Annotated in this window: 14 protein-coding genes and 1 pseudogene; 6 read left to right on the top strand and 9 right to left on the bottom strand. The window is 37.4% G+C overall.

Going from position 1 to position 13,122, the window contains the following annotated elements; genetic code table 11:
* Positions 1 to 258: 258 nt before the first annotated feature.
* The 7 genes from V5739_RS04780 to V5739_RS04750 form a co-directional block, all read right to left on the bottom strand.
* The gene (locus tag V5739_RS04780; protein WP_311499732.1) at positions 259 to 390 is read right to left on the bottom strand and encodes a hypothetical protein; all 132 of its coding nucleotides are present in this window, start codon (positions 388 to 390) and stop codon (positions 259 to 261) included.
* A 694-nt stretch (positions 391 to 1,084) separates the two neighbouring features.
* Positions 1,085 to 2,107 carry a hypothetical protein gene (locus tag V5739_RS04775; protein ID WP_423819869.1) on the bottom strand — a complete coding sequence of 341 codons (1,023 nt, stop codon included), beginning with the start codon at positions 2,105 to 2,107 and terminating at the stop codon, positions 1,085 to 1,087.
* 70 nt (positions 2,108 to 2,177) lie between these two features.
* Positions 2,178 to 2,681: a hypothetical protein gene (locus tag V5739_RS04770; protein WP_423819868.1), complete on the bottom strand. Its 504-nt coding sequence runs from the start codon at positions 2,679 to 2,681 to the stop codon at positions 2,178 to 2,180.
* A 412-nt stretch (positions 2,682 to 3,093) separates the two neighbouring features.
* Positions 3,094 to 3,489: a transposase gene (locus V5739_RS04765; protein WP_423820446.1), complete on the bottom strand. Its 396-nt coding sequence runs from the start codon at positions 3,487 to 3,489 to the stop codon at positions 3,094 to 3,096.
* Between the two features lie 119 nt (positions 3,490 to 3,608).
* The gene (locus V5739_RS04760; protein WP_423819867.1) at positions 3,609 to 4,304 is read right to left on the bottom strand and encodes an IS4 family transposase; all 696 of its coding nucleotides are present in this window, start codon (positions 4,302 to 4,304) and stop codon (positions 3,609 to 3,611) included.
* A gap of 504 nt (positions 4,305 to 4,808) precedes the next feature.
* The gene (locus tag V5739_RS04755) at positions 4,809 to 5,129 is read right to left on the bottom strand and encodes a four-helix bundle copper-binding protein (RefSeq protein ID WP_423819865.1); all 321 of its coding nucleotides are present in this window, start codon (positions 5,127 to 5,129) and stop codon (positions 4,809 to 4,811) included.
* Positions 5,130 to 5,842: 713 nt separating this feature from the next.
* Entirely contained in the window at positions 5,843 to 7,189 is a 1,347-nt protein-coding gene (locus V5739_RS04750; protein ID WP_311499730.1) for a tyrosine-type recombinase/integrase, read from the bottom strand.
* A 424-nt stretch (positions 7,190 to 7,613) separates the two neighbouring features.
* Here V5739_RS04750 and V5739_RS04745 point away from each other — a divergent pair, with 424 nt between their 5' ends.
* From V5739_RS04745 to V5739_RS04725, 5 genes and pseudogenes are all read left to right on the top strand, one after another.
* Positions 7,614 to 8,189, top strand: coding sequence for an outer membrane beta-barrel protein (locus V5739_RS04745; RefSeq protein ID WP_423819864.1), 576 nt, complete (start codon positions 7,614 to 7,616; stop codon positions 8,187 to 8,189).
* An 11-nt stretch (positions 8,190 to 8,200) separates the two neighbouring features.
* Positions 8,201 to 8,602, top strand: coding sequence for a hypothetical protein (locus tag V5739_RS04740; protein ID WP_423819862.1), 402 nt, complete (start codon positions 8,201 to 8,203; stop codon positions 8,600 to 8,602).
* Between the two features lie 204 nt (positions 8,603 to 8,806).
* A pseudogene (tnpA, locus tag V5739_RS04735) lies at positions 8,807 to 9,253 on the top strand (IS200/IS605 family transposase).
* 91 nt (positions 9,254 to 9,344) lie between these two features.
* Positions 9,345 to 10,541 (top strand): IS256 family transposase, encoded by a 1,197-nt coding sequence (locus V5739_RS04730; RefSeq protein WP_423817920.1) that lies wholly within the window; start codon positions 9,345 to 9,347, stop codon positions 10,539 to 10,541.
* A gap of 234 nt (positions 10,542 to 10,775) precedes the next feature.
* Complete coding sequence (locus V5739_RS04725) at positions 10,776 to 11,228, top strand: hypothetical protein (RefSeq protein ID WP_423819860.1); 453 nt, start codon at positions 10,776 to 10,778, stop codon at positions 11,226 to 11,228.
* 185 nt (positions 11,229 to 11,413) lie between these two features.
* Here V5739_RS04725 and V5739_RS04720 read toward each other — a convergent pair whose 3' ends face one another.
* Positions 11,414 to 12,079 (bottom strand): hypothetical protein, encoded by a 666-nt coding sequence (locus tag V5739_RS04720; protein ID WP_423819859.1) that lies wholly within the window; start codon positions 12,077 to 12,079, stop codon positions 11,414 to 11,416.
* 265 nt (positions 12,080 to 12,344) lie between these two features.
* Between V5739_RS04720 and V5739_RS04715 the strand changes: the two genes are divergently transcribed.
* A complete protein-coding gene (locus tag V5739_RS04715; RefSeq protein ID WP_266068485.1) occupies positions 12,345 to 12,470 on the top strand; it encodes a hypothetical protein in 126 nt (41 codons plus the stop codon).
* Between the two features lie 7 nt (positions 12,471 to 12,477).
* Here V5739_RS04715 and V5739_RS04710 read toward each other — a convergent pair whose 3' ends face one another.
* Positions 12,478 to 13,002 (bottom strand): gamma carbonic anhydrase family protein, encoded by a 525-nt coding sequence (locus V5739_RS04710; protein WP_423819858.1) that lies wholly within the window; start codon positions 13,000 to 13,002, stop codon positions 12,478 to 12,480.
* Positions 13,003 to 13,122 lie beyond the last annotated feature (120 nt).

The following is a 13,122-nucleotide window of genomic DNA, read 5'->3' as shown; positions in this document are numbered from 1 at the left end:
CGGTAAACTTTAAAGAGCTGTAGCCCTTGAATTAATAATTTTCCAAGAGTGAAATAGGCCTGACCTCCCGGCTCAATAAGCTTTTTCAAAATAGGGCAAACTTCATTTTATATGAGTACGCCGCGTTCTTTTTTGCTTTTCTTTTTAGGACAAGTATAATAAGCTGAATAATCAAGCGGACCCGTGTCTGTAAGCCAATAGAGTGCTTTTGTGTTAATGCGGAAGAGATAGAAATAAAACAGGTCTTTGAGGTGGTAATTAATTTACTACATTTCGCTTTTCAGGAACATCATCCAGCTGGCCGCCGCCTTTGGAAGGCATTATACGATAACAACTTTGGAATCCCATCAGAATAGCAAAGAGAATTATAATTCTATATTTTACCTTCATCTTTTTAATTTTAACTATTGGGGAGCAGTTTCCCATACAATTGTTGTAGTGGGTCCTGGTAAATCATTTATGTACTGTAGGCCGGTTTTGTTCCTGTGACAATCATAATCTAAATAATCTGTTCCAGGTCTACAGCCCCTGAGTCATAAAATTGTATTGCAGCTTAGGTAGCTTCTGCCCACCACCACCAGATTAGTAGAAGGACTATAATTGTCCCTATGATCCAATACCACATATTCTTTCTTTTTTTTTCTCTTTCTGTTTCCATGTTTTCTGGTTTTTAGTTATTGATAATAAGGTTCTTCCTTTTGAAGGCTGCCTAGGTCTATAGAGTTTATCTTTACTTTTGTATTCTAATTTTTTTTGCGTTTTTCCGCAGAGTAGAACGTATACCTAGACGACTACCAAACAATCCTCCAATCCCACTTCCTACAACAAAGTTCCTACAACCAAGCCAAAAAAAGCTCCCGGACCTCGGTTTTCCTGCCGACATTTGTCCCAAACCTACCACAGACCATACACCGACCGCCAACATTCATGCAATGAATTTATGTAAAACACCACCATCAACGCGGCCTAATCAGGTCACTTTAGGCACCTGCATATTCATACTTAAACGAGTAAAAGCCATAAAGCCAAAACCGCTCCTAGAAAGAGTAAAACTGTAGCTGTAATTTCCATTCCCGGTATTTTTTTATTGTTTGCTTATTTTCCAGATTACACCTGTAAAAGGGTGGGCGTTCATACCCGTATCATCAAATTCGACTACTCCAAAATCTACGATATACAAATTTCCCTGGGAGTCCCACTCTAATTGAATAGGGCGCTCCAAACCAGCCCCTTGGCCCGCCGAGGCTGGAAGTCCGGATTTGTTATAAATGAAATCTTTGGCTTCTCCGGTAGATAGATTTACCTGTTGAACCTTAAAGCCGGGCCAATTATATTGTACACCTTCGGAAGCTTCAGATTCGGGGGGAACACCGGGAGGGCGATTGGGATGAAATTTTTCTCCTTTAAAAACGGGAACAATAGCGCCAAATTCAGCGACCAGGATTTCATTTTCGGGAACGTTCATAGTTCCCTGGCCAAAAACCATGCCCTGAGTTGCTGCATGAGACGACAATTTTGCAAGAGGTTGTATAGGTTTATCTTTACCTTTTAAGAGTTTGCGGTGAGTTTCAGGAGTGAGGACAAATTTTCGGTTTTCTTTTTTGACACCAAAACGTTCGTTTGTAATGGGGATTCCACTGTAAAAGTCGGGCCAGCCATACCATTCTCCTTCTATCACTTCATAAATTGGTTCCCAGTCAAACATCAATCCGCGGGGAGGCATGGGATTTGCACTGTTCATTGTCGTGATCAATCTTCCGTCGGGACTAAAGCGATAACCCAAACTACTGCGCAGCCCCCATGCGATCCTTTCAATATTGGAGCCGTCCAAATCGCTTACATAAAAAGCGCCATTTGCAATCTTTTCACCAGGGATAACCTGCCCCGCAGTAGTGGTCTCTCCTAAAGCGGCATAGGCTCCGGTTTTTACAGAGTCTGCTTCTGTTATTGAAACTTTGGAAGTGGGAACCCAAAAGTTTTGGCCGGTAAGTGTGACATCTTCTCCTGGTATTTCCCGGGCCTGGGGTTTGTTGAACTGGTCTATCACCCGCACCCAATGTGCTTCAATCACTCCACTGTTTCCCTGGGTGGAGAGGAACCAGTACATTTTGTCATCTTTAAAAATTGGCTTTGCATTAAGGAATTCTCCCCAGGAAGGCAACCCGTTGATGATCGTTTCAAATTCCTTTGTTTCGAGATTGTAAACCGAATAGCGACTTCGGTGAGAAATATAAAGGTTCCCTTTGTAATAGGTTACCCCCTGTTACAGGAGGGATTAGCCCTTCTTTCATATCCTCGGAAGACGCTGATTCCTTAATTTCAGCCATTGGAACCACCTTATCATAAAGTACTTCTACCTGCCCATTAGGGAATACTTTTAAGATCCGTGCTTTTGGTGCTCGCGGAGGATTAGTGCCGTAGGTATGGCCTCCTGCTTCAGCAATGTAGTAATTTTCTTCTTCGTCAAAAGTAACATCTACCGGATAGGTGAGCCCTATGTTCACTGCTTCTATACTGTAACCTTCAGGAACAACAATATCTGCTGTGTTAATTTCTCGCTGCGAAGATTGGTTAACCTCTTCAGGAGTGGCGTTGTCTTTATCTCCCCGGGTTTTTTCAGCATTTTTACAGGAGATAATAGCAAAAGAAATAAAGAAATAGTAGAAGTTTAAATTTTTCATTTCGTAGGAAATTTTTGGTTGATATTTGATTCCACTGAAGCTCATGCTTCTTAATGTATAGGTCTTGTTTATGAATCATTTTTATTTAATCATTTTTTACTGTTTATAATGTGATGCCATTTGTTCAGACTAAAAAAAGATACTCAAATAGAGTTCTATTTTACTTTTTGATCAGGTCAAATGGAACTCTTAAGTTAACACCCAATCTTATCTAGTACTGTTTATCTTACTCCTACATTTAATTGACTGCTATATGAACCTGCTCAATAGAACAAAGTGCAGACTAATAGATCTACTTCCAAATTAAAATCATTGTTGTCCGGGGAAAATTTAAAACCACCTTTCTTCCTTCTTAACTTATTGATTTTTAGGGCTTCTTTTTCTTTATGCCAAAACCACCCCCCCCTGTTTTTTACGATGAGGAAAAAAGTGTGAGCTGACCAGGTAGATTGTTTTGATGGAATATTGATTTTTCCGGGTTTTCGAGGAATGAAAACAGGGATGTATAGCTCATAAGATGAATTCTTATCATAGAAGATATGTTCGCAAAGGACCATTTTCTTTTAACCTTGCCCTGTACAATTTTAAGGAGCAGATCAGCTATTAGAGTGCACCAGATTTGTATTCTTATAGCGTTTTCATTGTCTCCAAGAAAATCTTTCAGCTGATTATTCTGTTTTAATCGCTTAAACAAAGTTTCTATCTGCCATCTTCGCTGATAAAGCTGAGCCACAGTAGAAGCTTTCATCCTCTTATTAGAAGTAATAAACTCAAATGTTCTATTGGTTATACCATCATAGAACGTAATGAGGCGCGCTTCAATTCTTTTCTGGTTCTTATTGGTAGTATTTCCTAAAATAATGTCTTCATCTTTTATAACACCATTTAATTGTTCCTGCTGATCTACTGTTCTCGAATTGATAATTTCTACACTCGATATTGATTTTTCCGGCTTACCCAGGTTATCCCTTCATTGGTAAGACGTTCAAATTCAGAATAGCTATTATACCCTTTATCGAAAACCAGTATAGACTTCTTGGGAAGTTGGATTTCCTGAAGAAAAGGAGTGTCACTGGCAGAGGCTTTGGTCATCCGCACAAGACAGGGTACATCCTCCTGCGCATTTATTAAAACATGAGCCTTTATTCCTCCCTTACGCTTACCGTTTGCTGGATTTCTACCGGCATTCTTTAGAATTTCCTGAAACAGTGATATTGTTGTAGAATCCACGATGTATAACTTTTTGTCTAATTGTCCTTTGGGGCGGCTGTCCGATAAATATGCCTTATACTTCCGGTAAAACATGGAATAAATATCTTCAAACACTTCACTATCCCTCCTTTTGTTGGCATCCGATAACGTACTTCTTTTCGGCGGATTTGTCAGTCCCAGGTGTTGAAGCTTTCCATGACAAGCCATCATTCCTGTTACTACCTCTCTCAAAGATCTACAATTATGAAAGCTGCCATACAGCATCGTAACAAGGTGATCATATGTGGAAAAAGTTTTTACGTAATAATCACTATTCCGTTTTTTGGTAATGGAATTTATTTTCTCCTTAGGAATAAATTTTAACAGCTGCGAGAATATCGGCTGTCCGGTAAAATTTGCATTTTTGCTCATGGCTATTTTTAGTTTGTGGTAAAACAAAAATACCATTTAGCGGGCTGATTTTATCGGTCCGCTTTTTTTCCTCGGACAACAATGAATTAAAATTACAATAATTTGCAGTCAGGAAGACTTTAATTTTATGGATAATTCATTAGTTTTTATAGTATTATGAAATTTTTAGTAAAGAATATACCATTTTTTAATTTTACTATGCCAATGGATAGGATGGAAAAATATTCAAGAGGTGGGTAACATGAATTGGAGTTTCGGGAATAGTTGTCGGAAGGAAGGAAATATTGCGCTACACAAAAAAGCGGTGAAAGCTAAATTTTTGAATCCTAAGACCGGAACGGAGCGTTCTGAATTCGAATTGTAGCTGTTTATTGGGATCAAACGTAGATTTCAAATTATTGAAATTACCGGGGGCGCGAAAAAGTTTCTGTATCAGATATAACGGGTAGAAAAAGAAAGGCTGCTTTTTTTTAGCAGCCTTTAAATAGTTTGAGTTTACAAGGATTAAGCTGTAAAATTTCTGAGATTTTTAGCACATTCCCTACAGGCTTCTGCGCAGTCTTTACAATGCTTGGAATCAAATTTCTCACACTCTTCCGCACATTTTTCACACATTTCAATACAGTAATCCACCAATTTTTGAACATCCTTGTATTCTGTAACAAGAATGTCGTTTAATGCCCTGCATACTGCTGCACAAGCTTTGTCCAGTCTTATGCACTCAACCATATCCTTTAGGTTTTCTTCATTTAAACAAGCGTCCGCACACCAGTTGCAGTGATTTACGCAGTTTGACATGCCTTTAACTAATTCTTCATTTCTCATCGTTATATTTTTTAAGTTTATTTCGAAATTACAGTTTAACGATGTAAAAGACCTTTTGATTTTAAATATAAAACCTTAGTTATAATGGGTTTATCACATTTTTAGCATATTTTAACTTTCTGTTTAATACACAACCTGCATGCACGTTCTGCTATAAATGTTTAAGGTGAAGAGCGTTTATGTTTAGGTTATTGAGAGTAGCATTCAGCGTTCATAGAATTCTTAGTCGCCCAATTTCTGAATTGCTTGGCTATACAAAAGCAAAAGGCGGCAGGCCATGTGGTTTCGGTGAATTATTACGAAAAATTCAAAACGTACAATTTTTCAAAATTGGTTAGATATTATATGTGCTCGTTTTTCCCGGAAAAAATAAAATTTACCTACAATAAAGATCAAAAAGTAACAATTCAAATGCCAACCCTGAAAATATCAAAGTTCTGTACTTATTCTGTACTTGATAAAAGAAAAAAGGCTTTCGATTTCTCGAAGGCCTTATTTTTATTGGTAGCGAGAGGGGGCACGATCCCCCGACCTCCGGATTATGAACCTATCTTCATTAATAAAATTAATCGTTGTAACCGAAGATGTAGATATTTTCAACCATAGCCGTTGAAAAACCATGGCAGCAACAGATGAAATCCAAAAATTTTTCTATTTCCGTACTTCAAAACGACCAAAGTATCCCTATTGCAGAAACGGCGCTCGCTTTGTATTTACCCGTTAACGGAGAAATTAATAACTTTGTCTAAAGCATCATCGGCATCTTTATGAATAAAATTTGCCTGATAGTTCAAAGTTGTTTTTAAGTCACTATGTCGATATAATTTCTGAAGCATTAAAGGATGTATTTTATCCCCAGCTATATTCCCGAAACTATGACGTGCAATATGATTTGATAAATTCTTATCAATTTCACATTGGCTGGCAATTCGTTTCAAATATTTATTAAACAGTTTTGTTGAATTTCTAGTTTTTATAAAAATATCCTCTGCGTTGTCACTCTTTGAATCCTTTAGAAAGGGAAATACATACCCATTATTTTCTTTTTGATTTTTTCTGTAAAAATTCAATATGACATTAGCTTTATCAGGAATTTTAAGACTTAAGGGTTTTTCGTTTTTATTCATAACATAATAAAGTCGGTTATCCTTAAAATTAGCCCATTTTAATTTGACCACATCTGAAATACGTATGCCAGCAAAGTAAAAGGCAATCAACCATACGTTGTGCGTATGCCAGATTGATGATTGAGGCTCAAATTGTAGGGATTCTATTTTTTCAACTTCCTTAGTTGTAAGGCCAATTTTGTTACCCGAACCGATTCGTATCTTTTCCTTTTCTCCCGCAAATGGATAAAATTTCGAAGCTACAGTTCCATCTTTAATAGCAATATTAAAAAGCGTTCTAATGAAAATTAGTTGATTTGATATAGTACGTGTTTTCTGATTCAAGTAGGTAGAACAGAAAGTTTTATATCTCTCTATAAATGCTTGATCGATATCCCGGAACTTCAAAGTCTTATTTTTCTTAAAATGATCTATGCCATCCATAAAAGAGTATTGAGATTTCCGTGCTTTACTCACCCTATCCTTTCTTCTTTGTTTTATAGCTTTAATTACATCATTTTTGGAGGACGAGGATTTAAGAGTAAGAAACTCTTCAATATTATATAAAATGGAAAGCTCTGATTTAGCAACCGAAAAAGTTCCACGATCATGTTTACTCTTAATTCGTTCTGCTGCAACTGCAAAGAATGACTTAGAGCCACCTGGTCCTTTCAATTTTTGTTTAGCCTGTTTTGGTGTCATGCTTTCATCTTTAGAATCAAAGTAAAGATCATTTGCCTCTGTCAACTTCTTCATCAAAAAGTTGTTCAGCTTTTTATGATTAGGATAGGTTCTCTTGGCTTTTCCTGCAACTTTATCCCAGTCCTTTTCGGAAATATATTGACCCAGCCACTTGTAATTTGTCTTATAATTTTCGCTAATTCTAAGAGCCAAAGGAATAGTGCCGTCCTTTTTCATCATATTTTTGCGCAATACAATTTTGATACTTGCCATAACCATCTTATTAGGAGAGTATAAAGATAATAAAAACTAGTACAGAATAAGTACAGAATAATTTTATTTTAGATGATATTATTTGATTTCCAAAAATATTAACGACCTTGAAAACAGTTGATTATAATGGCTTTTGGTCAAGTTTGATGATGTTAAGTGTCAAGCTCATAACCCGAAGGTCACTGGTTCGAGTCCAGTTCCCGCTACTAAATCTGAAGCCACTTAGCTGTAAAACTGAGTGGCTTTTTTCTTTTCCGATTTTTTCCCGAAAACATTTCGGATCAAGAACATCTACTCTCACTTTCCGACTGCCAATTCAGACGATTACTACTCTATTCCATACGATTACTAAATCAAAACTTTTTGTTAAAACAGTTATATAGTTTTGTAAAAAATTTACAAAATAACATTAAACCAATTAAAAATGAAGAAAATTTTACTTACCACTATTTTATTCTTAACGACATCCGCAATTTTTGCGCAGGAAGAACCTGTAGCAGAAGGAACCGCAGGTAATCAACAAGAAGAAATTTCTGAAAAACAGGAGGGAGAAAAAAATAGGAAAAATAGATTTGGTGTGAAAGCAGGTTACTCAAGTGTAGCAGTAGATTTAGGTATTATAAGTTTATCAGTAGATGGATTTTATGCTGGATTAATGGCTGAATTTTCAGCCACTGATAAAATTTTAGTCCAGCCTGAAGTACTATATTCCAGAGCAGCCGAAGCTAACATTATTCATGGTGCTGTCTTGGCTAAGTATTATGTAGTCGAAAATCTAAGCATCATGGCTGGTCCTCAAGCTACCTATTTTATTGGGGAAGAAGATGTAGATGACAATAGTTTTGGTGTTGATGTTGCTGTGGGTGTCGGATTTGATATCACGGATAATTTTTTTGCTGACCTCAGATATGGTTACGGTTTGTCAGAACGAGGGGAGGAAAATGATTTTATTCCTTATAAAGTAAACACTTTCCAAATTGGTTTGGGTTATAAATTTTAATCTTTTATTTAATGAAGTTTTCAGAATGCTTTTCAATTTTATTTTTCTTTTTACTATTAACAAGTTGTAGCATAGATGAGGATAAGCCACCTCAGGAATTTTATGGTAGCTGGGATGTGATTACTAAAATATATGAAAATCCCGATGGCTCAGAAGATTATACGCGTAATGAAGGCAAAGGAGGAACAATTTGGACTATAGATGAGGAATCTATAAATTACGATACCACATTTGGAACAAGTGGATTGGGGTTTGGTTGGGGTGAAGCATATAAATATCACAATGGTGAATTAAATATGTTTTTAAGTGGAAGACATCAGCTGGTTGATGTTAACAACAGAAAACTTCATCTTATAAAGTTAGATGAGGATAATGGTAACATTCATCTTTATTTTGAACGGTATGAGGAATGAAAACTTAGGTAAAACCTTTTACATTTTCCTGTTTAAGGTTCTTTGCCTAGAGCGGCCATCGTAATTAAATCCTAAAAAAAATTGTTTGATATTTCAAATTTACCCGCTACTAAGAAAACCACCTTAAAAGAGGTGGTTTTTTATTCATAGGAGGGTAAATACCCCGAGGCTTGCCTCGCGTGAAAAAAATAGTAATCTTTGAGCGTGAGCTCAAGTAAACACCTCCATAAAAGTCATAATGTCTCTTTGTTGCTCTACCATTTGGTGTGTTCAACCAAATATCGTCGATTTGTTTTAAGTCCAAAAGTAGATCGAATATTACAGAAGACATGTCTGGAAATTGAAGACCGGTATGAAATTCATTTTTTAGAAATAGGTTCGGATAAGAATCACGTTCACTTTCTTTTGCAGAGTGTTCCAACTTATAGCCCAACCAAAATCGCAAGAACAATAAAAAGTCTCACTGCAAGGGAAATTTTTGCTCAAGCCCCAGGAGTTAAAAGAGCTTTATAAGGAGATGCATTCTGGGGCAGTGGTTTCTATATCAACACCGTTGGGAGACATAGTAATGAAAAGGTGATTGCTGCTTATGTGAAAAATCAAGGTTCTGAAAAGGATTATCAGGTATTGCATAAAAGGGCACTATATTAAAAACTGTGTAAGTATTGAATAACGGGGTTTGTTAGCCCCGTTATTTTTTTAACCTTGCCTGCAAAATCCAGGCACTAATATTTACACATTGATGAAAAAAGAAGATCTATTCGATGATGAGTTTTTAAAACAGTTTAAATCCGGAGAAGAACTTAGCAGCTTTCTCAAGCAACTTCAAAAACGAGGATTGGAGAAAATACTTGAAGGTGAACTTGATGGCCATCTGGATTACGACAAGAACCAAAAGTCTGGATCTGGAAATACCAGGAACGGTTATTCTCAGAAAAAGGTTCGCAGCTCTTACGGTGAAGACACTATAAAGGTTCCCCGCGACCGTGATGGCTCTTTTAATCCCATGATCGTTCCCAAACGAAAAAACATGGTGGACGGGATTGAAAATGTTATTGTATCACTATATGCAAAGGGAATGAGCAATAGCGATATTGAGGAGCAAATCTCTGAGGTGTATGGTTTTGATGTCTCTACTTCTACTATATCCAGAATTACAGACAGAATCAGCAATGATATCGTAGCCTGGCAAAATCGTCCTTTAGAGCCTGTGTATCTGATCGTTTGGATGGACGGAATCGTATTCAAGGTTCGAGAGGACTCTAAGGTAGTCAACAAAACCATTTACATAGCTGTAGGCCTTAGAAGAGATGGTAAAAAGGAAGTTCTTGGCCTTTGGTTAGGAAAGAATGAATCTGCCGCCTTCTGGATGAGCGTATTGACCGATATGAAAGCCCGGGGAGTTGAGGACATTTTAATCACTGCCACTGATAATCTCAATGGATTTACGGATACCATTAAGAATGTTTTTCCACAGTCTAAAACTCAAATCTGTGTGGTTCACCAGATCAGAAACGCCTGTAGGTATGTAGTTTGGAAAGATAAAAAAGCCTTTACCAGGGATATGAAGTTGATATACGATGCACCTACCAAACAAGCCGCAGAAGCTGCCTTGGAAGATTTTGCCACCCAATGGAACTCTAAATATTCTTATGCGATAAAAAGCTGGAGGGACAACTGGGAAGACCTTACCGTCTTTTATGAGTTCCCGCTGGAGATCAGGCGAATCATTTACACCACCAATCTTATTGAGAACCTGAATGGTAAGATCAGAAAGTACACTAAAAACAAATTATCCTTCCCAACCGATGATGCTGTAATGAAATCTGTATATTTGGCTCTGAGGGAAGCAACCAAAAAATGGTCTATGCCCATTAGAAATTGGGGAATCGTCCTCAATCAGTTCTTGACTATATACGAAGAAAGGGTTCAACTTTAGATAAAAAGTCAAACCCCTTTATTTAAAACTTACACACTTTACGGGATAGTGTCCATAAAAGTGACAACTCACAATTAAAACTATTCTAGCTAATGCCTCGGGGCTTGCCCCGAGGATTATTTACTTTATATGCTTTAGTTACTTTCCCTTTAATAACCTCTTTTCTCTTTTTTCGCATGTAATTCCTTCTGAGTAAAATTGTTACCTTACCCGGTAATCATTAAATCTAAAATCATGAAAAGAGTTTTTACATTGCTTCTTGTTCTTTTTGCCTTCACCGGTTGCGATGACACAGATGGAGGCATTCTTTGTGAAACAGGGCCTGTAGGGTTTACGTTTGAAGTCGTGAATGAAACGACAGGTGATAATCTTTTTGAGAATGAATTATTTGAAGAGAGTCAGCTTCAAATAACTAACAGTGATGGGGAAGCTGTTGTGTTCGATTATGAAACAGATCGAAATGTAGTGAATGTACTATTGGGCTGGGAGTCAAAATCTGATGTGTATACCGTCACAATTGGAGATGAAATAACTTTTAATTTTGCCTTTACTCTGAAGAAATCGAGTAGTGGAGGTTGCACTTCAACAAAACTTACTGAATTGGAAATGAGCGGTGCCACTTATGAAACCAGTGAGACGAGTGACGTTACCACTATATTTGTTAGTGCTGGAGGTAGTCAATACTAGTAGTGTAAGAGGTTTTAATGGGAACCAGGACTTCTATGAAATCAATTGTTTTTTCTGCTTTTTTAGCCCTTAAACAAGCCGCTCAAAGGAGTGGCTTGTTTGTTTAGTGAACGTGAACCTTTTTTACGTCTTGTTTGTTCTCAAAAAAGATTTTACCCGATGGAATTTCTTGGGGAAGTTGAGATTTAGTTGTTAGGCGGAAAAATGGAATTCATTTTTAGATCTGAATAATGAATCCTTTCTCCCTTCCAGAGCAGCACTTTTTCTTCCTCATCTGTGGGAAATTCGGGGTCCATGTGTTTGTCTATGACCGCAGAGTTTTCGTTTGTGATTACCCAAAAGGTAGCAATGTCACCATTGGTCCCGGTTTTAATCCATATGTATTGGTGCCACTGGTTCTTTTTTGAATCGAATTCCAGGTGGAGTGCAATTTCTTTTTCTTCCAGGGGAATATCAAATGCCGAAGGGTTGTGTGGCTTTAAAGTGCCAAGGTCGCTAAACTTCCCTTTTTGATCCAGCTGTAAATTTTCCTTCCCCGAATAGTTGAAAATGACATTTCTCCTGAGTTTTAAATTGGGGATTGGATCCTGGCCATTGAGAGAAATAAGAACTGTAGCTACAGCCGCTTTTAACTTAGAGACCACAGTAGCCTGCGGATAGCTGTAGATGCCTCGGGAAGTCAATTCTTCCGAAAGCTGCTGATTTTTCTTCTCAAGGATTTCTATTTCTGCAAGGCGTTCTTCCAGCAGTTCTTCGTTTTTAAGTTTTTCCTTATTCATTCCTAAAAAGAAGGATGCTGCTGCCACTGCAAGTAAAGCAAGTGCCCAAATAAGATCTGAATTTATCTTCATTAACTATCAAGGGATTTTGATGCAATATAAGATTATCCCTTAAACTACCCTTAATCTAAGGCTTCTAGAAAACAGGAAAATAAATATTGCTGCTTCAGTACCACTTCAGCAGCAATACAAAGCCCGGTAAATATTAGGAAGTTCCTTTAGAAGAAAGATGTAGATACTCCTCCTTTTTTTCCGAAGAAAAGGGCAATAGAGAAATTTTATATAAGAGGTGTCCGTCTCTGGCACTCAATTTGCTTTCAAATAAGAAAACCGATATATGTCAAAAAGGGATCTCATAAAGCTTTTCAATAACTCTAATGTGAGGTTTATCGCTTTATTCCTTTTTGCGGCAGTGGCGGGTATTTTTCTTATTCTTTCCCTCAACCAGTTGTGGTCTCTATAAGCTGTATCTATTCCACAGGCTTTCCATTAAACCAGGTGCTGTACATGATGTAATTAGCAGCGGTTTTTTTTAGGTTAGCTATTTGAGCTTCAGATAATTTTTTCACCTTTTTTGCAGGGATTCCGGCGTAGATATGTCCGGCTTCACATACTGTTTTTTCGAGCACAACGGCTCCTGCAGCAATTATGCAGCCTTCCTCAACTATGGCATCGTCCATCACAATAGCTCCCATTCCAACCAATGCCCGGTCTTTGATGTGGCAGCCGTGAACTATCGCCCTGTGCCCAATCGAGACATCGTTCCCTATAGTTGTTGCTGCTTTTTTATAGGTGCAGTGAATAACAGCCCCTTCCTGGATATTGGTTCTGTCTCCAATGTGAATTGAGTTGACGTCCCCTCTTATTACGGCAGTGAACCAAACTGAACAATCCCTGCCTAAAATGACATCTCCAACTATGGTCGCATTTTCAGCAATAAAACAGTTTTCGCCTATTTGAGGTCTTTTTTCTTCTACGGGTAAGATAAGTGGCATAACAAATATTTAGTACGATAAAGTTACGAAACACGCGGGGTTTATCTGCTGCCTGGCCATAATTTTAAGCTCTTTTCATCAGGGTTGATTTGAAAAATAAATTTTACTATCTTCTGTTTT

Origin of the sequence: Salinimicrobium sp. TIG7-5_MAKvit (genome assembly GCF_049569215.1) — a bacterium.
Lineage (GTDB): Bacteria > Bacteroidota > Bacteroidia > Flavobacteriales > Flavobacteriaceae > Salinimicrobium > Salinimicrobium profundisediminis.
The sequence above is the reverse complement of the archived record's forward strand: the minus strand, read 5'-3'. Positions and strand labels throughout refer to the sequence as shown.

Bases quoted from the DNA above. Each gene is read 5' to 3' on its own strand.
- V5739_RS04780 (WP_311499732.1), bottom strand. From the start codon at position 390: ATGAAGGTAAAATATAGAATTATAATTCTCTTTGCTATTCTGATGGGA.
- V5739_RS04750 (WP_311499730.1), bottom strand. From the start codon at position 7,189: ATGGCAAGTATCAAAATTGTATTGCGCAAAAATATGATGAAAAAGGAC.
- V5739_RS04740 (WP_423819862.1), top strand. From the start codon at position 8,201: ATGAAGTTTTCAGAATGCTTTTCAATTTTATTTTTCTTTTTACTATTA.
- V5739_RS04720 (WP_423819859.1), bottom strand. From the start codon at position 12,079: ATGAAGATAAATTCAGATCTTATTTGGGCACTTGCTTTACTTGCAGTG.
- V5739_RS04775 (WP_423819869.1), bottom strand. From the start codon at position 2,107: ATGTACTGGTTCCTCTCCACCCAGGGAAACAGTGGAGTGATTGAAGCA.
- V5739_RS04755 (WP_423819865.1), bottom strand. From the start codon at position 5,129: ATGAGAAATGAAGAATTAGTTAAAGGCATGTCAAACTGCGTAAATCAC.
- V5739_RS04715 (WP_266068485.1), top strand. From the start codon at position 12,345: ATGTCAAAAAGGGATCTCATAAAGCTTTTCAATAACTCTAATGTGAGG.
- V5739_RS04760 (WP_423819867.1), bottom strand. From the start codon at position 4,304: ATGAGCAAAAATGCAAATTTTACCGGACAGCCGATATTCTCGCAGCTG.
- V5739_RS04710 (WP_423819858.1), bottom strand. From the start codon at position 13,002: ATGCCACTTATCTTACCCGTAGAAGAAAAAAGACCTCAAATAGGCGAA.
- V5739_RS04745 (WP_423819864.1), top strand. From the start codon at position 7,614: ATGAAGAAAATTTTACTTACCACTATTTTATTCTTAACGACATCCGCA.
- V5739_RS04725 (WP_423819860.1), top strand. From the start codon at position 10,776: ATGAAAAGAGTTTTTACATTGCTTCTTGTTCTTTTTGCCTTCACCGGT.
- V5739_RS04730 (WP_423817920.1), top strand. From the start codon at position 9,345: ATGAAAAAAGAAGATCTATTCGATGATGAGTTTTTAAAACAGTTTAAA.
- V5739_RS04770 (WP_423819868.1), bottom strand. From the start codon at position 2,681: ATGAAAAATTTAAACTTCTACTATTTCTTTATTTCTTTTGCTATTATC.